Source organism: Adhaeribacter terreus, assembly GCF_042657365.1.
GTDB classification, from domain to species: Bacteria; Bacteroidota; Bacteroidia; order Cytophagales; family Hymenobacteraceae; genus Adhaeribacter_A; species Adhaeribacter_A terreus.
In genome coordinates this window covers 122,470-146,401 of sequence record NZ_JBHSKT010000010.1, presented here as the reverse complement: position 1 = coordinate 146,401, position 23,932 = coordinate 122,470, and the positions used below count along the sequence as shown (strand labels likewise).

At 46.3% G+C, this 23,932-nt stretch carries 15 protein-coding genes and 1 rRNA gene; 5 read left to right on the top strand and 11 right to left on the bottom strand.

All coding sequences use genetic code 11. The annotated features are described in order from the left end of the window. A 5S ribosomal RNA gene (rrf, locus tag ACFPIB_RS17485) occupies positions 1-80 on the top strand; the annotation flags it as partial. A 280-nt stretch (positions 81-360) separates the two neighbouring features. Here the strand turns inward: rrf and ACFPIB_RS15410 are convergent. From ACFPIB_RS15410 to ACFPIB_RS15375, 8 genes are all read right to left on the bottom strand, one after another. Next, positions 361-492, bottom strand: coding sequence for a hypothetical protein (locus ACFPIB_RS15410; RefSeq protein WP_378018360.1), 132 nt, complete (start codon positions 490-492; stop codon positions 361-363). Between the two features lie 205 nt (positions 493-697). After that, a complete protein-coding gene (locus tag ACFPIB_RS15405; protein ID WP_378018359.1) occupies positions 698-1,453 on the bottom strand; it encodes a hypothetical protein in 756 nt (251 codons plus the stop codon). After that, positions 1,437-3,233: a hypothetical protein gene (locus tag ACFPIB_RS15400; RefSeq protein WP_378018358.1), complete on the bottom strand. Its 1,797-nt coding sequence runs from the start codon at positions 3,231-3,233 to the stop codon at positions 1,437-1,439. Before ACFPIB_RS15400 ends, ACFPIB_RS15405 begins: the two co-directional genes overlap by 17 nt. Position 3,234: 1 nt before the next feature. Further along, complete coding sequence (locus ACFPIB_RS15395; RefSeq protein WP_378018357.1) at positions 3,235-4,530, bottom strand: hypothetical protein; 1,296 nt, start codon at positions 4,528-4,530, stop codon at positions 3,235-3,237. 415 nt (positions 4,531-4,945) lie between these two features. Then, entirely contained in the window at positions 4,946-8,398 is a 3,453-nt protein-coding gene (locus tag ACFPIB_RS15390) for a hypothetical protein (RefSeq protein ID WP_378018356.1), read from the bottom strand. 296 nt (positions 8,399-8,694) lie between these two features. After that, positions 8,695-10,155, bottom strand: coding sequence for a hypothetical protein (locus ACFPIB_RS15385; RefSeq protein ID WP_378018355.1), 1,461 nt, complete (start codon positions 10,153-10,155; stop codon positions 8,695-8,697). A gap of 5 nt (positions 10,156-10,160) precedes the next feature. Continuing rightward, positions 10,161-10,568 carry a hypothetical protein gene (locus ACFPIB_RS15380; RefSeq protein WP_378018354.1) on the bottom strand — a complete coding sequence of 136 codons (408 nt, stop codon included), beginning with the start codon at positions 10,566-10,568 and terminating at the stop codon, positions 10,161-10,163. Beyond that, the gene (locus tag ACFPIB_RS15375) at positions 10,561-11,901 is read right to left on the bottom strand and encodes a hypothetical protein (protein WP_378018353.1); all 1,341 of its coding nucleotides are present in this window, start codon (positions 11,899-11,901) and stop codon (positions 10,561-10,563) included. The genes ACFPIB_RS15380 and ACFPIB_RS15375 overlap by 8 nt, the downstream gene beginning before the upstream one ends. A gap of 312 nt (positions 11,902-12,213) precedes the next feature. On the opposite strand from ACFPIB_RS15375, the gene ACFPIB_RS15370 reads away from it, so the two are divergent. The 3 genes from ACFPIB_RS15370 (at position 12,214) to ACFPIB_RS15360 (ending at position 16,041) form a co-directional block, all read left to right on the top strand. After that, positions 12,214-14,439: a M3 family metallopeptidase gene (locus ACFPIB_RS15370; RefSeq protein WP_378018352.1), complete on the top strand. Its 2,226-nt coding sequence runs from the start codon at positions 12,214-12,216 to the stop codon at positions 14,437-14,439. Between the two features lie 229 nt (positions 14,440-14,668). Beyond that, positions 14,669-15,115 (top strand): lipocalin-like domain-containing protein, encoded by a 447-nt coding sequence (locus ACFPIB_RS15365; protein ID WP_378018351.1) that lies wholly within the window; start codon positions 14,669-14,671, stop codon positions 15,113-15,115. A gap of 521 nt (positions 15,116-15,636) precedes the next feature. Further along, a complete protein-coding gene (locus tag ACFPIB_RS15360; protein WP_378018350.1) occupies positions 15,637-16,041 on the top strand; it encodes a hypothetical protein in 405 nt (134 codons plus the stop codon). Between the two features lie 46 nt (positions 16,042-16,087). Here ACFPIB_RS15360 and ACFPIB_RS15355 read toward each other — a convergent pair whose 3' ends face one another. After that, complete coding sequence (locus tag ACFPIB_RS15355) at positions 16,088-17,113, bottom strand: alcohol dehydrogenase catalytic domain-containing protein (RefSeq protein WP_378018349.1); 1,026 nt, start codon at positions 17,111-17,113, stop codon at positions 16,088-16,090. Between the two features lie 243 nt (positions 17,114-17,356). Here ACFPIB_RS15355 and ACFPIB_RS15350 point away from each other — a divergent pair, with 243 nt between their 5' ends. Continuing rightward, positions 17,357-19,822, top strand: a complete 2,466-nt coding sequence (locus tag ACFPIB_RS15350) for an LEA type 2 family protein (protein ID WP_378018348.1) — start codon at positions 17,357-17,359, stop codon at positions 19,820-19,822. 268 nt (positions 19,823-20,090) lie between these two features. On the opposite strand, the gene ACFPIB_RS15345 is transcribed toward ACFPIB_RS15350, so the two are convergent. Both ACFPIB_RS15345 and ACFPIB_RS15340 read right to left on the bottom strand, forming a co-directional pair. Further along, positions 20,091-21,326 (bottom strand): multidrug effflux MFS transporter, encoded by a 1,236-nt coding sequence (locus ACFPIB_RS15345; RefSeq protein WP_378018347.1) that lies wholly within the window; start codon positions 21,324-21,326, stop codon positions 20,091-20,093. A gap of 298 nt (positions 21,327-21,624) precedes the next feature. Then, complete coding sequence (locus ACFPIB_RS15340) at positions 21,625-23,508, bottom strand: tetratricopeptide repeat-containing sensor histidine kinase (protein ID WP_378018346.1); 1,884 nt, start codon at positions 23,506-23,508, stop codon at positions 21,625-21,627. Positions 23,509-23,932 lie beyond the last annotated feature (424 nt).

The following is a 23,932-nucleotide window of genomic DNA, read 5'->3' as shown; positions in this document are numbered from 1 at the left end:
CCCATTCCGAACAGAGAAGTTAAGCCCCGTAGCGCCAATGGTACTGCTGTCAAAGGCGGGAGAGTAGGTAGCCGCCAACCCCATTTAACTAAACCCCAGCTTAGTAATAAGTTGGGGCTTTTGCGTTTTTAAACCTGAATATACAATATTTTGCCTTTTTGTAGATAGCTACTCTGAAGATTCGAATGAAATTGTTCGGCTAAAACAATCTAATTTAAACCCAGGAAGATCAATAGTACGAGGACTTACTTGCTTTAGGATCTTGTATCTATAAAGTTTTTAACTGCTCAAAAAATACTTAAATAAAAAGCCGACTGGATTTGATCCAGCCGGCTTTTATGTTTTTATATTCTTGTATAATTAACCGCGAATGTCAGCTTTAGCAACAGGTTGGGTTTTGGCATCTGCCTTGGCGTAAGCCGGACAAACAGTTTTGCAAGAAGAAGCCAGGCCCACCAGACCAACGGCTGCGATAAACAAATACTTTTTCATATAATTGGGATACTTTTTTTACGTGTATTTATCAAAAATACGAATTTCTTGCATATTCTAAAAATTCTGTTCCATAATTATTTTTTTGTTAAAATACATGAACATTTTTTAAGAGCTAAACCCTACCGGTTGTTAATACTAATGTCAAAATATATTTTACTGTCTTCTGGCTAAAGAGTATTGTATTTTTAAATATACTTAAATGTTATTTTACTTCCCCTACCTTCGGAATGATCTGAATTAAAAACCGCTGGTTGAGTTTTTCCTCGTTATTGCCTATCGTTAAGTTACGTTTGTCCGGATTATAACGGCCTACGCCGCCATAGCCGGTGCCGGCAATTACCAATTCTATTGTCTGGTGGTAGGCTTTATGATCGAAGTCTACGATGCGGTTGGTTTTCCAGTAATCGTAGAGGGCCAAGGCGCGTTGATAGCTGAGTACATAGCCCCAGCTTTCGTAATCGGTATAGCAGTAATTGTCGTAGCCTCCCTGCAGGCGGGCATCGCGCAGATCGGAGGCGCTGCCGGTTATTACGAGCACGTAGGATACGTTTTTCAAAACCGGGTCATTTTGCCGGCGCAGCATCAATGAATCGACAATATTTTTCAGTTTGCGGCCGGTGCTGTTTATGTAGCGAAGCGATTGCTGTACATTACCATCCAGGCTTTCGTAAGGCTGGCTCAGGTCCCATTTGTTGCCTTTGAATTTCACGTCCTGTGCCAGGGTGTAGCGCTTGAATTGCGGATCGTAGCGGAACAAACTCTGGTCGTTCATCATGGTGCTGACGGCCTGCTGCAGTTCTTCGATCTTTTCCTTTTCTTTTATGGTCGCGATCAGTTTTTCCTCGTTGTTTTTGAAGCGGATATAGCTGAGCACGAACATGACCAGCATCACCACGAAAAGTACGGTCATGAGGTCTACGTAACTGGGCCAGAAAAAATCTTTATTTGATTTTTCCATGCCCTTTTTGTTCCAGTCCGAAAACTTTGTCCATGATGGCCTGCATGCGGTTGCGCCTGGTGGCTTCTTCCAGAATGCGGTTGGTTATTTGTAGTTGTTCCGCTAGGGTTCGCTGCATGGCGGCATCCTGCTCCAGTTTCTGCAGCAGTTTTTCGTTCGTTAAGGCTACCGTTTTGGCCAGGTCGTTTTGCTGTTCGTTCAGTTGTTTTTGCTGCTCGTTCAGTTTGCCGAAAGGCTGCATGTAATCCAGAATTTTCTGATAGATATTTTCCTGGTTCAGCTGATTGAAATGTTCCTGCCAGCGTTCATAGGCATTCTGCGCATCGCGTTCCAGCTGGTTCATTCTAATGTCCATGAACTTCTGCAACCGGCTGGCATCTTCGTCGAAATTCTGCTCTACGCGGTTTCCTATTTTGTCGAGTTCCTGTTTGTGGCGGTCGAAGAATTGTACCTGCCGCATGATGGCTTCGTCGTGTTTCTGCAGGTAACCGGGCACCATTTCGAAGGCTTCTTCCAGTTTGGTCATTTTGCCTAATACGTCCTTGACTTTTCCGGCCATTTCGCTACCGTTTTGCAGGGTATTATTCAGCGCCTGCTGGTAACCCAGAAACTTGCTGAACAACTCTTCGCTTTCCTTTACTTTCTCGAAAACCGTTACGCTGGCGTTGGCCATTTTGGTGAAACCGATCTCGTCGAGGCGCTGGATAAAGTCTTTCTGAATGGCAATATTATCGGTTAAGCTGGCAATGATGGGGCGAAAATTCGCCACTTTTTCGAGGAAGTCATGGTTGAAGGAATCGAGCACCGATTTGAGGTTGCCGAGACTGGCCGCCATGTCGGAATTGAGTTTGGGCAGCAGGCGTTTTTGCAGGAACGTATAGTAACTGTTCTTTAGTTTGTCGCGGCGGCTGCGGGCATCTTTCAATAAGGCATTTCCGCGCAGCGTGAGCAACAAACCGCAGAAACTTCCTACCATGGCAATTACTACACCGGTTAAAAAGTTTCTTATACCATCGTCGGTTATGAACGAACGGGTTTCGGATTCGGCCAGGTCTGGTGAATCGGTTAAAAGCAGGCTGAACAAACCAATGCTGACGCCGAAAAAGGTACCGAGCAGACCGATGTATAGCGGCGTGGCAATGCCGGCCTGCACTTCGTTGTCGAGCGTTTCGGAATAGCGTTCGGAAATATCTTTGAGGATGTTGAAATCGGCGGCGGCACCTTTATTGTTTTGCAGGTATTCGTTTGTGTCGCTTACAATTTCGGAAAATTCCGGGGAGGCATTTTTAACTTCCAGCAGATCTACCAACTCGGCATTTATCTGGTGAAGCATATGCTGAAAATGCGCTTCTTCCGTATCGAAAACCAGCTCGTTCAGCAGGTTAAATTCGCCGGCATCCAGTTTTTTCTGCAGGTTCAGCGCTGAAATATGATATTCGGTTTTGAGTTTTTCAGCATCCTGATCACGTACTTCTACCAACAGATAACTGCCATTATTTTCAACCACTTTTTGCGTGGTGCCGGGCATGGCCGAATTGGTGAAAACTTCGCCGGCTAAAATAGCTTCGAAGGCATTATTGTAGCTGCTGACTACCTGACTTTTATCGGGCTGAAGCCTATCGTTTTTGTTCACATCTACCTGCACCACGTTCAGGTTTTGCGCAGATGGAAACAGGTTGGCAAGCCGGTTAATTTTGCTGCGGCTGCGGCTGAAAATCACGAACTGCAACGCCACAATTCCGGAAATAATGAGGAGCTCGATGATTGCAATAATACCCATATTATGCTAAGTGAATTCTGGCCCGTTTGGTAATTTGCCAGCCCTGCGCGGTGCGCATCAGTTCGCCGTCGGCATCGTTTATAAGTTGCGTGGCTTTGTTGGCGGAACGGGCAAATTCGAAGGCATTTTCCAGGCGGTCTAAACTGTTGTTTATGGCCAGCGCATGGTTTACGTACGGATTTATCCGAAATGTGGCGGTATTACTCTGCGCATCCGGAATGGTTACTTCAATGAACGACCACGTTTCGCGGCTGTCGGTGTGCATTTCGCGGTCTTTCAGCAGGCCATCTTCCGGCACGCGGGTGTATTTTTTATGGCTTTGCGGCTGCGGTTCTTCGGCAAATAAATGGTCGGTTTCCACTTCGTAAGGCTGGGCTTCCGCAGGGGTTTCGGAGTAGTTTTCCATAGTGTGCTGGTGGCCTGTTCCGCCAAGGTTTTGCGATGTAGATTGATCGTGGAAATCTGCGTAATTTTCTTTGGCAAGCGGGTTTATAAAGGCTGCCGCCTGCAAATTCTGAATGGCCTGTTGCATGTCGGCGCGCCAGTTTTCGTTTTCTGATTTCAATTGATGGTATTCATTTCTCATGGTTTGGATTTGCCGCTTCAAGGCTTTTACGTTCGGACTTTCTGAAGCACTTTTTCCGGCCACAAGCATATCGTTTTCCGACCGAACTACTGCAGCGCGGGAGGTGTTTTTTTGGGAAGCGCGCCAGAGCGCAAACGCCGCTAAAAGCAAGGCTAAAATACTTAAATACATAGGCAATTTATTTTCGTCTTTAACGGGTTTTTCGGTATTTGAAGGAACAGTTGGAGCGGTTACATTTTCTGGTTCCGGCTCGGGTTGCATGGCGGTTGTTTCCCGATATTCTTCGGGAGTTTCGGAAACAGCTTCCGATTTGGTGGCAGTTTCTAAAGCGAAGCGCAAATGTTTCACATTGCGGCCCGGCTTTTTCGAAGTTTCGGCAACAATGGCATTCATGAGCGCTTCGTCTGAGACGGGTTTTGATTTGGCTAGTTTCTCCTGTACGGGCTGGTACACTAATTTGTAGAAATTGTAACCGTCTTTGTTAGCTTTGCTGGCTGCGGCCAGATCCTTTTCGAAGTTTGCCAGGCTTTCGTTGCTGACTTGGGGTACGGGTTTTTGTTCGTTTTTGCCTAACGTTTTGTTGTTGTCTTCATAGATCCAGACCAGCGCGCGGTGCCAGATCTTTGCCTGGGTTGGGGCAGTGTTTTCCTGGGCTGCTGCTGCGGCGGAGGAGAGGAGGAAAATGAAGAGGAGTAGAAATAAGTTTCGCATGTGGTTTACCCCACTTAAATCCTCCCCTAAAAACAGGGGAGGACTTAAGTTACTTTTTCGGGTTTTGTAGGTAAAAACTATACCGTTTTGTTGGTTCTATGTTGAGTTTTTAGCTGAAAAGGACAGCGTTTTTTATTCGGTCATCCCGACGCCAGGAGGAATCTCATTCAGTTGGTAGTAGCTTTTATTCTGGCTTTCCTACCAGCCCTTTGAGATCTCTCTTGGCGTCGAGATGACGAATAATTTATCTGATCCGGAAAAAACATTCCCAATTACTTTTTCAGCTTTAAACCCTACCATTTTTTTAACGTTTCTGCTACTCGCCGACGAGGTCCTTCACTTCGTTCAGGATGACAAATTGCGAACAGCACTGCAGTAAAAGCCCTCCCCTTATTTAGGGGAAGGTTGGGTGGGGTCACGCCGTTTCCCTTACACTTCTCCGGCTATACAACTCTTTGGAAAGGGCATAAAGCGCCTGCTTGAACGGCAGGAAGAACAGCGTTTCGTGGAGCATTTCCTGGTCGGGCAGTTGCTTGTCGAGGTGGTTCAGGCCTATGGATAAACTGTCGGCCATTTGCTCGCGCAGGAATGGCGTTACGGTTTCAGTATCGAACTCAATTCCGAGGTCTTTCATCATTGGAGTTATGTCGTCGTCCAGTAATAAAAGTTCGATGCAGGCTTTTACGTTTTCCAGCACCTGGTTTTTAATTTCCGAAGTGAGCGTTCCTTTCTTGATGCCTTTTAAACTGGCGCTGTCATCCGGCGTTCCGAGTGGTGTGATGATCGGGATCTCGGGTTGGTTGGCGGAGCTTTCGTCGTTAACGGAAAGCACGCCGCCGTTGGCCGTGGTTTGTTTCGGGTGGTCTACCAACACGATCTTGAAATTGCCCGGCGTTTCTTGTCCGGTTACTTTTTGCAGGATCAGTTTGGTCAGTTTTTCGATGCCGCTCAGGTTCGCGCCGGCGGCCAGGATCTTGATGTACAAACTTCCGCGGCCGGAGAAACAGATGTAGCGGGGCACATTCAGGCCAGATGCTTTTATGGTCTGGGCCAGCTGGTAAATAATGGCGCCGTAGTGCAGGTAGAACATCAAGCGCATCGGGCGGGCTTGCTGCAATATTTTGCTATAGCTGAATACTTCGTCGTAGTTGAACATTAAACTTACCACATCGGAAGAACCGAAACTGGTGTTGTTCAGGGCGCTTTGCAGGTATTTTTTGTATTCGAACTGGTTACCGGAAAGCGGCATGTTCATGATCTGGTCGCGGCCGTAAAGCATCAGGCCGTTGTCTTTGCCGCCGCGCACCATCGCAAAGCCATCGCCCCACAGATCGTCGCCGGCAAAGCGGTACGAGAAGCTGTAGGCTGGTCTTTGGTTCGCATATAAAAGTACGTCCGTCGTACCGCCGCCAATGTCGATGTTCACCAGTCCTTCTTCGCGGCTCGGTACCACGGTACCTTTCTGCATGAGATAATAATATGGCGCTACCGATTCGGTGATGCAAATGGTATTGCGGTTGTTTTTGAACACTTTCTGGTACGCTTCATCCCATTCATTCTGGAACAGATTGCGGGAGAAAGAATTGAAACTGAGCGGCGCAAACCATACCACTTTGGTGTTCTCGATCACGCCGCCATTCAGCGCTGCTTTGTTTTTCAGAAGCAACATCAGTTCCTGAAAATAAGCGTGAATTCGGCGCTGACCGGCCGCATGCAGGGTTTCCGACCATTTCAGATCGGTGTGGTAATGTTCGTAGGCATCGGCATCGGTGTTCATGGTGAAGCCGATGTTGATGTTGCCGAAAATGGACGTTGGCTGGTTCACGAAACCCGGCGCTTCACAAGTCGCAGTTCTTGTTGGGAACTGGTACGGCGAGCTGCCATCGTTGATAATGGCCGGCAGGAATTCGCGTTTGGTCAGGGCTTCGGCGGCGTTCAGTTTGCCAAAACCTTTCTGCACAAAACGCTGGTAATCAGTTAAACCCGGTTCGGAGCCTGGCTTGGAAAGCATGACCAGTTGCAGGTCTTTGGCCGAAATGGAGAACGGTTTTGGTTCCTGGTGCGGCGAATCGGTATAGGCAATGTAGGTGTTGGTGGTACCAAAATCGACGGCGAAAGTAAAGCTTTTGGTGCCCCGGTGAATTTCCTGGTAGCGGGGCACGAACAAGCCTTTGCCACTGAATTTGCCCGGGCAGGAAACTTCCGCGAAATCGAAATGCGTGCCTTCAATTTCATAATATTTGCTGCCAGCGGTCAGTTCGCTTTTCACCGAACGCTCGGTTACGGTGGCGCGCATGGTTCCACCTTCCGATGTAAGCGCATGGTTTCCGGCGAAGAATTTCAGGTGATATTGTTTGGTAAGCATGCCCGGCTGAATTTCTTCGTCGATGAGCATGACTTTGTAAAAATCGTTGTATTGTGGCTGGTCGATGAGTTTGTAAAACGGAAAAATTCCGATGCCAATTTCCGCTTTTTCGATCTTGCCTTTTTCCGGAATTTCCATACCGTTCTGGTCTTTCGGGTTTTGCGGCGAGGTGTAATATTTCCGTTCGAACTCGATAACCGTGCCGTTGGAAACCGGAATTTTCAGACTCACTTTTACGTGGTTGATGTCTATGAAAAACGTGAGCTGATCGGCGAGGTCTTTTTCGGTGAAATATTCCAGGTAGCGGCTGGTAACGGGTAGCAGATACGAGAAGTTTTTCTCCGCGCCGGGCTGGTAGGTTACGTTGCCGCAGAAGAAGCGTTCCTGGTTTATTTCGTAGGGCAGTTCGATCAGGGTTTCTTCCAGGAAATCGTTGATGGTGAGGTACGGGTAACGCACGCCTTTTCCGGGCAGGGTTCTTTCGTCCAGAACCCGCGCATCGGCGTACGGCACTTCGTCGCCGGTTTTGTCTTCCCAGAGGAATTTATTCAGGTATTTGGTCTGGCCTACAAGCTTCAGTTTCGGCTTCAGCACGATGGGCAAACGCTCCGAAATCTGGCGGCTTGGTCTGATGAACAGGTCGCTGTCGATGGTATCGGAGGTTTGCTGGCCCTGGATCAGGAACGGGAAATGCGCGGCGCTAACCGGGTTTCCTTCGTGGTCGCGGAGGCTGTGGTATTTATTCAGCACAGCATCGCGGGTGCTGCCGCCGTTCATCGCGATCATGTTCAGGCGGTTCTGGTCCAGCACGTGGTAAACGGCCGGATAGCGCACCGGAAAATCAGAAAAAGCAGTAAAAAGTTCGTACACAAAATCGCGGAAAGCGGTGTCGCGTTCTTCCAGCGGCACGAACTGGTTATCGAAATATTTGCCTTTACTTTGCAGCCTTTCAATGTTCAGCGCCTGCACTTTCGGCGACACAAAAAGCAGGGTAAACGGAGAAGTTCCGCCCAGTAATTGCTGCTGTTTTTCGCCGTGCGCATTGGTGCTCTCGAAGTAGAAAAAGTACAGGTCAGAGAAGTCGCGGAAACGGTTATCGGAGGAAGCAAAAAGTTGCAGCGTATCGCCGAGAAGTTTGCTTCCGGGGTTGGCCTGCATCTGCGCAATTTCCTTTTCCTTGTTCCAGCGGCGCACCAAAATGCGCTGGCCGGCCTGCATGTACATATCGTGGTTGAAAAGGAATTCCCACAGATCCCAGAACTGCGACACCATTTTGTGGTACACCGTATTGGGTTGCAGATTTTTTTCGCGTGCCACAAAATCGAAAGCAGTTTCGAAGAGGTGCATGCGCGCAAAAGGCGTGGGAATGGAGGTGCTGAGCTTGGTAGCTTTCGCGCCGGCGCCATCCGGAATATCTTTGATCTCGGTGCTGGTAAGCTGGTTGGTTTGCTGCCAGCCTTCCACGTTTAACCCTAACTGATGAAGACGAAGTACTTTTGGCATAATTGTATCGTTTTACCCCACCTAAATCCTCCCATAAAAACAGGGGAGGACTTGAGATTACTTTGGGTGATTTTTAGTTTTTTTAGTTGAAAGCATACCGTTTTCGGGCTGCTTTCTGTTCGCAGGTTTCAGACTTTTTGGGCTGAAAAGTATAGCGTTTCTCAATAATGTAAACCCACCCCTAAACCCTCCGAGGAGGGGAATTATCGGATAATTTGAGTTGGAAATAAATTCTTTATTCCAATATAGCACGTTATCAATTCCCCTCCTCGGAGGGGTTAGGGGTGGGTTCCCAACTACTGATACTTCAGCTTTTCCTCAACCATATTTTTGGTGGCACCTTCCATAATCTTGATTACCCGTTTGAAAGTATCCGGTTCGGTTTCTTTGATGTTGAGGTTACCAATCTCTTTCAGGATGGTTTTCGGTTTCAGGCCGGTATCGAAGAAGCTCGTTTCAATCGTTTTGTCGGCTACCATGCGATTGAAATCTTTTTCATCCGGATTGATGGCTTCGAAGGCGCGTTTGTTCTGGCGGAGCTCCTGCAGCCAGGCGTGAAAACCGTATTGCGGCGAGCGTAAAAACTGCTGCAGTTCTTTAAAAATTGGTTCGTTGCGCATGGCGCTGCCTAGGTTTGTGGCTTTAAAATATGGCGCATCAGAATCCTGCGGCGCGTGCTCGGTAATGTAGTGATCGAAGTAGTTGAAACGGATCAGGTCTTTGGCGATCTTCTCTTTGCTTTCGGTGCCGAGGTGGGTGAAATGAATATCTTTCGCATCTTCCTTCAGGCCGTATTCGTGGAAATGCATTTCGCCTTGCAGCTGGTCAGGCGAGTAATCCATGAAATCGATAATGGCTAAGGCGCTGAGCAGCTCGATCAAATGCGCTTCGTTTTGCTGGGCGGCACGGCCGGGGTGATTTTCCAGCGGTTTTTCCGGTGTATCGCCTATGTAATACAGCGCATTAAGGCTTTGTAGATTATTTTGGTAATACGAAAGCGCGTCTTTGGTCTTGGTTATAAAGGAGTTGGAATCGATGTAATCTTTGGTTTCCGGGTTGCCGTCGGCAGCGGGTTGTTCCAGCGAAAAATAAGGTAAAACCGTAATCGCTCCCATTAAGGCGTGATTTAAGTAACCGGAATTTGGCAGGCCGGAATTCGGGTCGCGGAAATTTTTCAGTAATAATGGAAAACCGGCAGCGCCCGTTCCACCGAAAATGGAGCTGATGAAAAACACCCGGTCGCCTTGCTGGAAATTCGTGGCAAAATACCGGATCATATCGGAATTCATCACGTCGTTTAGCACCACGCTACCCACGTTAGGGCTGCCTCGGAAACCAACGTCGAGGCTATTGCTCAGGTTCTCTTCCGTGAACAACAGATCTACCATGGCTTTGCTGTCTACGCTTAGCTGGGTGTAGTTAATGAACTCGCGGAAGCTTTTGTTTTTGCCGCTGAAATTGTACACAAAACTATCCGGAATGTTGCCGTCGGTTCTTCCGGCTACGCTCGCTAACGTAGCAATATCTTTGTGGAAGAAACCTTCCGGACGATTGCCCAAATGGTTGTGGATGCGCTTGTAGGTTTTAAGCAGTTCCACGGTGCGGTTCATATCGCCGTTCTGCGAATCCGGATCGATGATGATGGGTACAATTTTATCGCAGTTCTGGATTTTTACGCCTGCTGCCATGAGCATGGTAAAGGCGCGGATAACGCGGGAACCGGTGCCGCCGATCCCGAATAGAAATAGCTTTGCCATGATTTTTATTTGTTAGGCCATTTTACCGGCGTAGTGTATGCGAAAGTTGATTTTCCTTTAAATAAAAGCGAGAAAATTACGAAGGCCCCGATGCTGTAGACCGCATTCAGCATGGCCAGCCAGGAAATGTAGGAATGTGCTTCCACGCCTTCGCGGTTCGCGTAAAAGGCGGTCATGAGGCCAATAATTACGGCGTTCAGGAACAGGATAATTACCCAGTGACTGGTGCGGTAAAAGCCGGTGTTCAGGGCGCGGTTCAGCACATAGTAGTAAACCAGCACCATTACCAGCGAACAGCCCAGCATAAAAAGACCAGAGTTCGGAAAAATTACGTCGCGGTAAACCAGCGTTTCCTGGGGCGGTTGCGGACTGCCGAGCAGCCATTCGTAGAGACCGGAAAAGAACTTAATCATTTGCTTTTATAAAGTTTAGAGAGATCGAGAATACGTTGCGTTGCTCTGAGTAAAGGCTTTGCACACCGGCCAGCACTTCTTTCAGCTTGAACGTTTTACCGGGATGGGCAACCGGGTTATTGTCGTTCTGCGTGGTCCATTGGTTCACCCAGTCGCCCTGGTTATCGGGAAGCGTTAGAGTGAGCTGTCCGGATTTGGCGATGGCCTGGGTAATGCGCACGCGGACCAGGTGCGAATATTTTTCCTGGGCCGGGTCTTTGGCATTTGCCTGCTTTACCGAAATAATTGTGCCAGAAAATCCTTTGCCGTTCAGTTGCAGGTTCTTTTTCAGAAAATCGGCGTTTTGCAAAGGAGTTGGAAGTGAACTTAAATTCACTCCAATCTCAAATTCTACCGGCGTATCTTTCTGAGGATTAATGGTTACCGATTTGCAACCGCCGCTAGGCTTGCGTTCAGAGCAATACACGTTTCCGGAAGGCTTTAGTTTGGTAAGCGCTTCGAAAGCAGGTTCGGGGTAATTGAAACCGAAATGCGCTTGTTGCTCCGGCAGGTTTTTAAATACTTTCTGGTTGAATAAAATAACTTCTTCTTGCGGGCCGATTACCCAAACGTAGTACGGCATTTTTGTACCTTTCAATTCGCGTTTGGCCACCGGTTGTTTTACCGCCGGATGAAACGAACCGGTAAAAGCAGACTGATCAGCAAACACTGAAACGACCAGATCTTTGTTTTGGGCTTCGTTTAATGCGCCGCGAATAAGTTGGGGAATAATGTTGAATTTAGTTTTATCGGAAGGGCCATAAATGAAATCAGAAACGATAACGGAAACTGCCTGGCTTTTGCCCGATTCTTTTAAAATTTGCTCCAGCATTTCCGGTAATTCGGTGCCTAAAGCGGGATTGGAAATGCCGGCGCTTACGGTTTTCAGAACTTCATTATACGTACTTTTTTGCAGCTGCGAGGTACCGTTTTTTTCTCTGATGAAATAGAAATCTTTGCTTTGAACAGCTTTATTGTAATTCACTTCGGTAAGCAAACCGGCCACGCTTTTCTGAAAATTGGTAGCTTGGCTGGCCGCGCCGCCTTTCGGCATAAAACCTACCATACCACCGGAAACTTCCAGGAATACGTTCACTTTGGGAATGCTGGTAATTTGCTTTTCTGAAGTGGAAGTTGGTTTGCTTGCAGGCACTTTTTCCGTGGTTTTCGGCACCGTTTCGGTGGCTTCAGTGGAAGTGTTTTCGGCGTGGCGGTCCTGGCGGGTAAAGCAGGAAGTCTGCAGCAACAGGAAAGCCAACAGGAGCGGGAAAAACAATTGGGAATTGCTTCGCATGTATGTTTGGAGAGTTTCGTATTTGGTTTCCTACTTAAAAATCTGTTTAGAGTTACATTTTAAGCAGTTGTTTATGCAAACGTTTGTTTATCAAAAAAATTGGATGCACTAAACCCAGGTCGCTAAATTTTGCTGCCCGGCGCATAGAAGTGAATATTCGTGCAATTTCAAGGTTGCTTGCTATACCTTAATTCATGATATTTATACCCTTACAGGCGATCTGTTTTTGAAGTAGTCTTTTTGAAAAACCTTCCTGTATAAGCAGACTTTCAATCTTTTGAAATTAAAACTTAAACCAAAGGAAAACCCTTTATGCGAAATTTCGTGATGCCTTACAGCGGGCTGGCTCTGGCCGGCACGTTCAGCTTATTAACGTTAACTAACTGCGTGAATACTCCTAAAACGAAAACCACCACTACAACGCAAACCACGGTTGTAACCGATCCGGAAGCGGCTGCGCCGAACCCGCTGCTGGAAAAATGGAGCGGACCTTACGGCGGCGTTCCACCTTTTGATAAGGTAAAAGTTGCGGATATAAAACCGGCGCTGGAAACCGCCATGGCCGAAAACCTGACGGAGATCGGTAAAATTGCCAACGATCCTACCCCGGCTACTTTTGAAAACACGATCGCCGCCATGGAACGTACCGGACAGGCTTTAGACCGCGTGATCAATATTTACGGCATCTGGAGCTCGAATATGAACAATAAAGAGTTCCAGGAAGTGGAACGGGAAATGGCGCCGAAACTGGCTGCTTTTTCCGACCAGATCACCCAGAATTCGAAGCTTTTCCAACGCATAGAAACGGTATATAATTCGCCGGAAAAAGTAAAACTTACGCCCGAGCAGCAGCGCCTGACCTGGAAAACCTACACCAATTTTGTGCGCGCCGGCGCGAAACTGGATGCTACGCAGAAAACCCGTTTATCGGAACTGAACCAGCAACTGGCCAACCTGTACACCAAATTCAGCCAGAATCTTTTGGCCGATGAAATGAATGGTATGGTGGTGATTGAAAAAGAAAGTGATTTGGCTGGTTTACCACAATCGCTGAAAGATGCGGCGGCTAACGCGGCGGCTTCCAAGCAAATGGCCGGCAAATGGGTAATTACCAACACGCGTTCTTCCGTAGATCCATTCCTGACTTACTCGGATAACCGGGCCTTGCGCGAAAAAGTGTGGCGCATGTTCGTGAACCGCGGCGACAACGGCGGCACTACCGACAACAACGCTATTATTACCGAAATCCTGCAATTGCGTGCTGAAAGAGCGAAACTGTTAGGCTACGAAACGCACGCCCACTGGCGCCTGGAAAATACGATGGCTAAAACCCCGGAACGCGCGGTGGAACTGATGGAAGCTGTCTGGAAACCTGCGATTGCCCGCGTAAAAGAAGAAGTGGCTGATATGCAGGCATTGGCGAAAAAAGAAGGCCAGAATATTAAGATCGAGCCGTGGGATTACCGGTATTACGCCGAAAAAGTACGCAAAGCCAAATACGACCTCGATCAGAACGAAGTAAAGCAATACCTGCAACTGGAAAACCTGCGCGAAGGCATGTTCTGGGTAGCGGGTGAGCTTTTTAATTTCAGCTTTACGCCGGTAAGCAACGTGCCGGTTTACCACCCAGATGTGCGCGTGTGGGAAGTGAAAGATAAAACCAGTGGCAAACACATTGGTTTGTGGTATTTCGATGCATACGCCCGCGAAGGCAAACGCTCCGGCGCCTGGATGAACGATTACCGCGCGCAGCAGCGCATGGACGGCGAAGTTACCACCATTGTATCGAACAACTCCAACTTCGTGAAAGGCAAACCCGGCGAACCGGTACTGATTTCCTGGGACGATGCTTCTACGCTTTTCCACGAATTTGGTCACGCGCTGCACGGACTTTCCTCCAACGTTACCTACCCGTCTTTAGCCGGAACCTCGGTGGTGCGCGATTACGTGGAATTTCCGTCGCAGCTTTTGGAACATTGGCTTTCTACGCCGGAAGTGCTGAACAAATACGCGCTGCATTACCAGACCGGCAAACCAATTCCGCAAAGCCTGGTTGACCGCATTGAGAAAGCCAGCACGTTTAACGAAGGCTTCGAAACGACCGAATACCTGGCCAGCGCTTTAATCGATATGAAACTGCACCTGGCGGGCGCCCAGAAAATAGATCCGGATAAATTCGAGCGCGAAACGTTAACCGCGCTTGGTATGCCAAATGAAATTGTAATGCGCCACCGCACGCCGCAATTCGGCCACGTATTTTCCGGTGATGGTTACTCGGCAGGTTATTACAGCTATCTGTGGTCGGATGTGCTGACGGCTGATGCTTACGGCGCCTTTACCGAAGCCAGCGGCCCTTACGATAAAACCGTAGCCCAGAAATTAAGTCAGAACATTTTCTCGGTTGGCAACACCATAGATCCTGCCGAAGCGTACCGCAATTTTCGTGGCCGCGACCCGAAAGTGGAGGCCCTGATGCAGAAACGTGGTTTCAGCAGCCCGGCTAAAAAAGCTGCGCCGGCGAAAACTAAGAAGAAGTAAGTTTAAATGTGTTGCAAAGAAAAAGCCCTGTGAAAGCAGGGCTTTTTTGTTTTACTGGTCGAAGTTAAAAAAATGTTCTGGAAATGTTTAAGGACATTTGGTAGATTATTATAATGTTATAGGTTTGTAATCTGAAGCTTACCTAGTTTAAAATATTGCCTGCAAATTATGCAGGCACCTAGTTAAGTCTGGAATAAACTGTAATTAAAAATCTACTTAAATAATTACTATGAGAAACCTCGACAAACTATTATTCGCAATTTTAGCGGCTGTATCAATTATAACCACTTCCTGCGGTGATGATAACAAAAACAAAGATCCCCAACCGGTAGTTGTGCAACCAACTAAGAAGGAATTGCTTATTAAAGAGTGGAAAACGAAAGCGCTGATCTATAATGGTGTCGATATAATCGATGATCCACTTTCAATTGGATATAAAAATGGTTACTATATTTTTACGGATAGTACTTATGTTGCTTTTCACGTGTCATTTTCACATTCTGGACCATGGGAATTCCAGTCTAATGAATCCATTTTAACACTTGATCCAGATACCCCTTCTGAAGTAAATTGGACAATTTTAGATTTAACTGCTAACTCTTTAAAATTAAAACGAGGCGCATTTGTTAGTGGCAATCCCACTAATATAGAATGGCACCTTATACCAAAACAATAAATAGGTTTTAAACCTAACTTTTTTTCCATTATTTATTAATCAAAAAACAAAGCCGCCCCTCATGAGGAGCGGCTTTGTTTTTTGATTAATAACCGGTTGTTAAAGCAATCGTCAACTTATTCTCAATAGGGTCGGGACAGCCTAATATTTGACTGCAAGCGAAAGAGAAAATTTGAAACTGACCAAGTTAAAAAAAATACCAAATTTCTACTACTCTACTTTTACCACCATTTTTCCTACCGTTTTTTCTCTTTTAAAAACAAGCAAATGGCTTGGATTTACATCACCAAACGTGAAATATGCTTGAAATAGAACTGTTAAGAATATAACCGGGTTATTAATCATTAGCTTGCTGGTAGTTGAATTTATTTATAATACCAAAGCTTAGTTTTCGGAAGTGCAGGGAATACAACTGCTTTAGCATTGCACCCTCACAAGAAAAAATTAAATAGAAACTTTTAGTAAATACTTCAGTAAGCGCAAAGAATTAGCAGGCAAGGTTCGGATTAAAATCAAATGTTATGATTTTAGGTAATACCCAGTTGCAGTTTAGTTACGATGCGCAAAAAGGAATACTTTATGCCAAGTGGCCGGAATTTGGTCCTTATACGATCCAGCACCTGGAAGAACCTTTTTCCGAAATAATCAGCACTCTTATCCGGTGTAATGCTTCTAAATTTATTATAGATGCCAGCCACTGTATCATCAACCATTCCGATGCAGGTTTCCGGGAGATGATGGAATTGTTTGTAAGTGGCCTGGCGCAAACCCCGCTCCGGAAACTGGCCCGCGTAAAACGGCCCGATTCTGTCTATGCGAATCTGTTCGATAACTTCTTTCAGGAAATAAGTACCGCTATGGAGGTGGATATTACCTTTAAGAATTTTGCGACTAAGGAAGAAGCTTTGGCCTGGCTGGAAGAATAAACCGGTAATTTCACCGGGTGCTTCTTTGGTTTAGAAATCTATTTAATTACCCGACTTTTACCACCACTTTCCCTACCGTTTTTCCCTGCTGAAACAAGTGAATGGCCTGGTGCATTTCTTTGAAAGGAAAAACGTGGCCGATGTGCTGGGGCTTTAGTTCGAGCGTTTGCAGTTCGGCGAGTAAGCGGTGCATCAGGTCGGTTTGTTCGTAGAGATAAATGAGGTTAAAACCCATCAGCGACTTGTTTTCGGTGGGTAATTTCAGCGGATCGATCTTCGGGCGTTTCAGGAATTTCCAGAACAGCTTCGGGTAATTGGGCCGCGAACCGTGGCTCGTGAAACTGGCATTGCCGTAAACCACCATGCGTCCCATAGGCGCCAGCATTTTCCAGCCTTGTTCCAGTATTTGGCCGCCAATGCATTCCATGATCAGGTTTAAGGGCCGGCCGTTCAGCGCAGTTTTTAGTTTTTCCGGAAAATGTTTATCGCGCAAAATTACAGCATCGTACGCTTCTTCTTGCTTCAGGAAATCTACTTTTCCGGCGCGGCCAACGGTGCCAATGGTAAAAGCGCCAAACTTTTTGCAGATGCGGTTAGCCAGAATTCCTACGCCACCGGCCGCACTATGGATCAGCACCGACATGCCGCTTTGCAGGTTTCCGAGTTCTTTTAACGCGTAATAAGCTGTAAGGCCCTGCACCAGGAAACCGGCGCCTTCTTCAAAACTCCAGCTTTCGGGCAGCGGCACCACGTAACGTTCGTTTACATTAATGTGCGACACGTAGCCGCCAAACTTCGTTGCACCCATTACTTTATCGCCCACTTTCCAGGTTTGCACGGCTTCACCCACGGCAATTATTTCCCCGGAAAATTCGAGGCCGGGAATGAAGGAACTTGCCGGCGTGGCACTATAAAGTCCCTGCATGGCGAAAATATCGGCAAAGTTCAGCCCAATGGCTTTTACCTGCACGCAGACTTCATCAGGTTTAGGCGCTTCTAGTTCTTCGGTAGTAAGTTTCAAATGATTAATGGAACCGGCTTTGGGCATGCGGTAAACCTGGCGTTGCAGCATAGCATTTTTCTTTATCGGGAAGGTACGGAATACATGTATAAATAATCCGAAAATTCTCTTGCCTTCACTTTGCCACCTCCGAAGGAAATTTGAAAATCCTGAATAAAGATGTGTTTTATATTCTGCAATAGCGTTGCTGCTTAGTAATAGGAGAGGAGCAATTTTCCGCTAAAATGAAATCGCAAGAAACAGCTTTTCAGCCTTTATTTCCGTTTAACGAATTCGGAAATTATTTGACACGGAGTGAGTAATAGCAACAAGAAAAAGGCGGGTTTAATGATTGCGGGCTTCCTGCTGCTTATTGGTTTGCTGGGAACTTTGCTGTTTTACAACCGGCATTTTTTTTACCCGAAGGTGAAAGCGGTAACGAAACTGCATGTAGAATGGGGCAAAGATACGACAGTGGTACAGGCAGGAATCCGGATGCAGAATCGCTTGCCTTTTTCCTTTCAAATAGATAGCGTTTCGTACCAGATCCGGCACAAAGGCGAGAAAATAGGTTGGGGAAAACAAGTACAGGAGCAAAGCTTGCCGGCATTACAAGAGCAGACGTTCGATTTCAGTTTATTGCTGGATAAAGACCGCTACCGGAAATTGCTGACGCAGCCGCAAAGCCAGGATAGTCTGGAATTGGAGGTGTTGGTACAAATCTATGCTGATCCGCCTTTCATAGGGCCGCAAAATGTTGCCATAAACCGCACGCTTACTACCGCCATTCCCCAGAAACCGGCGCTGCAGATCGATACGTTCTTCGTAAAAAGCTTCAGTCCTGAAGGCGGTTATATCTTTCAGCTGAACCTGAATACCGAAAACGTTAACCTGCCGGATCTGGAAATTACCAACCTGCAATACGCCATTCGTTTATCTGATAGCATGGTGATTAACGGCAAAACGGATACTGCTTTCCATATTAAAAACGGGGCCAAAATGGTAGCGGTACCAGTGCACCTGGAAACATCTGAAGTGATTGAACTCATCCGGCAGAAACTGAGCAAAAAACATGTCTGGCCTTACGAAGCAAACGTTTCCGCAGATATAAAAGCTAATCATAAACTGTTCGAAAATACGGCGGTAAGTGTAACTAAAGCCGGCACCCTGGATACCCGTAAAATTGGCAGCGGCCCGATGGCCATGCCGACGGTAAAACACCTGGAAAATCTACGACTGCAAACCAAAGAGAAAAACACGTACCTGCAAGCTGAACTGCTGCTTCATAACCCTACCAAACTGCCGTTGTATCTGGATAGCGCCCGGTATTTTTTGCGGCATAAAGGCAAAGTTGTGGCCCAAGGCGGCAAGGATTTCGAAAAAACGCTTCCGGCCAAAGGCAACCAGAAACTCGAACTACCTTTAACGGTAAACAATGCAGAATATCAGCAATTAATGGCGCAACCGTCGGGAGAAAAAGAAATACCGTTGGATGTGGAGATGCGTTTTTATTATAACCTGAAAGGAAGCAAACCGCAACAAATATCGGTCAGGAAAAAGATAACCGTTCCCGTTACCAAAAGCCCTTCGTTTGAATTTGTGGATGTTAAGATAAAGCAATTAGATCCGGAACTTGGCGCGCAACTGCTGGTTAAACTGAAGATCCAAAGTCAGAACCCAGACCGTTTGCAACTCGACAATTTCCGGTACCATTTGCTGCTGAAAAACGATATAGATATTACCGGGAAAACGCAGCAAACGATCTTGCTCGATTCCGGGAAAACCGAGGTAGAAATTCCGGTAGATCTTTCTGGTGACAATGCGAACCAACTGACCAAAGGATTGGTGCAAGGTATTGAAAGCTGGCCATATACTTTTACCGGAACGGCTGCCGTTACTGCGCCCAACAGCTTGCTGAACCAAACCGATATTACGCTGCAAACGAGCGGCGTTTACAACATCAATTCCAAAGGCACGCCGGATTTTATGCCCGAGTTCAGTAAGATCGATACGCTGAATATTACCATGCACTACGACACTGCCTGGGTACACATGTACGCGGCTATTTACAATACCTTACCGGCTACCATCCACATTTCGCAGCTGCAGGTAGATGTAATCCACGATAACGAATCGGTAGGAAAATCGGAAGAAAAACTCAATCTGGATCTGGCGCCCAATACCAATACGTTTGCCTGGCACACGCTGGGCGTAAATTACGGACTCTGGGAAGACCACGTAAACCGAAGCCAGCAACAGGACAGCATGTATCTGAATTTCCCGACTTCGCTGGTTCTGAGCCTGGGGAATTTAAGCAGCCAGGATGTGCAGCTGGATCTGAACACCCGCATTGCCACGCCCGCTTCGCCGGTTACTTTGTTGCAAAGATTAAAATTACGGGGCTTCGGTTTTGGGCAGGGGCTAAAGTTTAATGCCGTGGTAGCCGTTCAGAATGCCAATGTAAAGGGCCTTACCATTAAAAATATCGACTACCGGGTAAGCCTGGAAAACGGCGTGGAGATCTGCGGGAAAATAAACCGCACCTACAATATCCCTACCGGCATAAGTGAAGTATTGGTGCCCATGAATTTAAGCGTCTGGGAAGCCCTGAAACTCCTGAAAAGACAATTGCTTGGCCCGCCGCTGATCGATTATAAAATTAATGCCACGGCCCAGCTTCGCACCGATAACCCTAAACTCAGCAACGTTTTTGTGATCTTTGAAAACCATAACCAGAGCAATCTGAAACAGAAAAAAACGCTTCGAAACCCGCCGCAATAAGTCTTGATCCAGGTTTCTCTTAAATCTAGGTTACCGAAGAATTATTGCAAGCTTTTTCAGGTTCGGTAAACTGACCTAAAACGGTATCGTTTTTAAGGTAAAAAGTAAAATGCAGGGTGCAGATTGGTTAGAAACTATCTCATAAATCCATCTGTCATCCTGAACTCTAGCGAAGGACCTTGTCGGCGCCCAGTAGCAACTTTTCTACAAAGAGCCGACAAGTTGTTTCGCTAGCGCTCAATATGACAAACCCGTTTATGAGATAGCACTAATGAAAATTACCCACAACCATTTCTTTTTCTTCCGAAACGCTATGGTTTTTCCGGATAAAAGTGCGGCCCAGCAGTAAGATCATCAACGCTAAAAGTGCCGAACCTGCCATGATCACGGCCATTGGAATTGCGGTTTGATCGTTGAAAATGCTTAAGACAACCGTAGCCAACGCCCCTAAACCCATTTGAATAGCGCCCATTAAAGCCGAAGCGCTGCCCGCATTTTTACTGAAAGGAGCCATGGAAAGTGCGGAAGCGTTCGGAAATGTAAAACCCAGGCAACATAAAAAAGCAAAGATTACGGCAATGGTTCCGTACAAACCCAGCCAGTCGAAAACGGTACCGGAAAAGAGTAAAAAACCGACCAGTACCTGGAAAATGATGGCTACCACAATGATCTGTTCGCTGCGAAATTTCCGGTGCATGAGGCTGTTTACCTGGCTTGCTCCAATTAAACCAAGCGAAAGAAATGCGAAGATCCAGCCATACGTTTTTTCGCCTACCTGAAATATTTCCATAAACAAAAGCGGCGATCCGGAAACGTAAGTAAGCAAGCCGGAAAAAGAAACAGCCCCAGCCAGTGCGTAAGTCACAAATTGCGGGATCCTGATCACGGCTAAAAAGTTAGTGATAATGGGTCTTGGTTTCAGGGATAATGAAGGATCGGGTTTGCTGCTTTCGGGTAAACCGAAATAGACTGCCGCTAAAATACAAGCGCCCATGCCCGCCAGGATCAGGAAAACCGATTGCCAGCCAAAAGCCACTGTAACGTAACCGCCCACCGTAGGTGCGATCATCGGCGACACGCCTACTACGAGCATCAGCAACGAAAAAACTTTCGCACTTTCTTCTACCGGAAACAGGTCGCGCACCATGGCCACCGAAGCAACCCCGGCGGCGCAACTGCCCACGGCCTGCACGAAACGCAACATTACCAAGGCATCGATGGAAGTAGCCATGGCGCAGGCAATTGAACTTAAAATGTAAACCACCAGCCCGAAGTAAAGCGGCTTTTTCCTGCCGAAGCGATCGAGTAGGGGACCGTATAAAAGTTGCCCGGCCGAAATACCCACAAAAAAGCTGGATAATGACAAGGCAACTTCGGCAGTGGTAGTTTTAAGATCCTGCGCAATAGCCGGGAAGCCAGGCAAGTACATATCGATGGAAAATGGGCCAAGCGCCGTGAGGGTACCTAAAATCAGGATCAGGCCCAGGTATTTTTTACGTGTCATGGATTAAGATAAAAGGCCGCAAAGGTACAACAGAATTCCAGCTTTCGGGGGGAATTAGAAGCTATCTCCTAAATACACCTGTCATCCTGAACGTGAGTGAAGGACCTCGTCGGTGGGAAGCAGAAAAGCCAAAAATAACGTGACTGCCAGCCGCCGACAAGTTGTTTCGCTATCGCTCAACATGACTAACCTATTTATGAGATAACTTCTACTTATTTGTGCAATAATGCTACAAGCCTTCGTTCAAATTGCGGGGCATCGTAAGAACAGGTGTTTCGGTTTCCGGCGCCAAGATCTTTTAAACCAAAGCCGGATGCGTTTCCATTTTTACCGGTTTATCAGCAGTTACTTTATTCGGTAATTTCACCGTGAACGTAGTGCCTACACCCAGTTGGCTTTGCACCGATAATTTCCCATTGATGCTTTCCAACAGTTCTTTGCATAATAAAAGGCCTAAACCGGTTCCTTTTTCGTTGTTTGTACCGTTAGTAGTAAAGCGCTGTGCTGTAAAGAGTTTACCAAGGTGTTCATTTGCAATTCCTTGTCCGGAATCGGTAACGGAAATAATTATTTCGTAATCTGTTTCAATGGCATCAATGTTGATGGCATCTCCCGGATAAGAGAATTTTACCGCATTGGAAATTAAGTTCCGCAGCACGAAATTCAGCCTTTCTTTTTCAGTTAAAGGTAGTATTGTATCGGAAATATTATTTGTAATGCGCAGGTCCTTTTGTTCGATTGCGGTTTCCAGTAACCTGATATTTTCATCTACCAGATCAGATACCTGAATGGGTTCAAGGTTTATAACCAATCCGCTTAACTGGCTGCTGGCCCATAAAAAGACATTGTCCAGTAAATTGTTTGCGAAGTCGCATTTTTCATCCAGCAACCGGAAAAAAGTTCTGATCTCGGATTCGGTCATTTTACTTGTCTGTGCAATCAGGAATAAGTTTTTCAAAGAAGCAAACGGACTACGGAGATCGTGGCCGATGATAGAGAAAATTCTATTCTTAAAATCATTCAGCTTTTCTAATTCATTTCGCTGCTTCAATAAAAGTTCAGATTTGCCCGATAACTCTTCCCGCTGACGTTGAATTTCCTGATTCCGGAGCTGGATCTGGCCATTGATCTCTACTAATTTTTTGTTGTTGCTTTTTGTGCGGCGCCAGCTGAAATAGAACGCCAATGCCAGAATAAATAACAATACAGCAATTAAAATTACTAAAACCTGAACCAGGTTCCGGCGCTCAAATTCTTTTTCACGGATACTTTTTTCAGACAACAGCTTCAGGTTTTCGAGTTGCTTTTGCTGGGTATCGTACTTGATCTCGAGCTCATTCCGCTGAGCAAGCGATTGTTCGTTATTAAGGCTGTCGCTATAAACCGCCGCCAGACTCAAATATTTATATGCCTTTTCGTAATCGTTCGATGCTCTGTAAACCTCCTGCAAACGTTCCAGGGCAAACATAATTTCAGATTTGGATTGAATGGTTTTCGCAAGTTCATAACCCTGTTGCGCAAACTTCAAGGCCTGTTTAAAATTATTCAAACTTTGGTACACTTCCGAAAGACCGCGTAACGTAACAACCCGGCTCACATTATTGCTCGTCTGTATTTCCAGGGCAAGCGCCTTATGCATGTATGCCAGCCCCTTTTCTGTCTGGTTCGTTAGAATAAACACCCTGCCCGTATGAAAAAGGCTTACTGCCAGACCGTTTAGATCCTGCAGTTGCTCTTTCATTTTAATGGATTTTTCAAAATAGGCTAGAGCATTGGCATAATCTTCTTCACTTTCATAAACAGAGCCAATATTATTATAGATCTTGCTTAAAGCCTTCAGGTCTTTAAGTTTGGTAGCGATCGCTAAGGCGTTATGATAATTTTCAAGGCATTTCTCCGGGTTGTTTAGCTTGTAATATACATTCCCGATATTCAACATGGAGTTGGCCATACCCAGAGAATCATTCATTTGCTTTCTGATCCGGAGGGCATTGTAATGGGAATTGATTGCTTGGTCAAAATCGGAAAGGATGAGATTTGCTACGCCCATGGTATTCAAGGCCCGGGCCCGGACTAAAGGCATATTTAATTGCCGGGCAATCTCTTCTGCTTTTTTACTGGCCGCTAAAGCTTCCTGCGGATCAATACGAAAATAATTTTCAGCAAGGCGGCAGTAAAGCATCGCTTTTACAGAATCTTTTTGGGGTAATTTAAGTACAGTCCGGATACTGTCTATTACTGGTTCCTGCGCTTTTGCTGATCCTGTATGACATAACAAAAGCAATAAAACCAATATGCGTAATAAAAGGATTTTCATAATTGGAAAGTATGAGCAGGTCGCACCTTGCAGCGGTTAATTGTGCGTAAACGTAGTAGGGTTATTACTAACAAGAACAGGTGCAGTGGCTGTGTTTAAGTTTTTTGTGCTAACCGGACAATTTAAACCGTAGCAAAGTTCGCAATTTTTACTATTTAAAATTAGCATATTACCTTTAACCCTTTAAATTTCAGGATCTAAGTTGAAAACGATCTTCACCATTTTGCAATAATGATTTAACCTATGAAAACACTGGAAATATTATTGGTAGAAGATGATGTGTTTTATC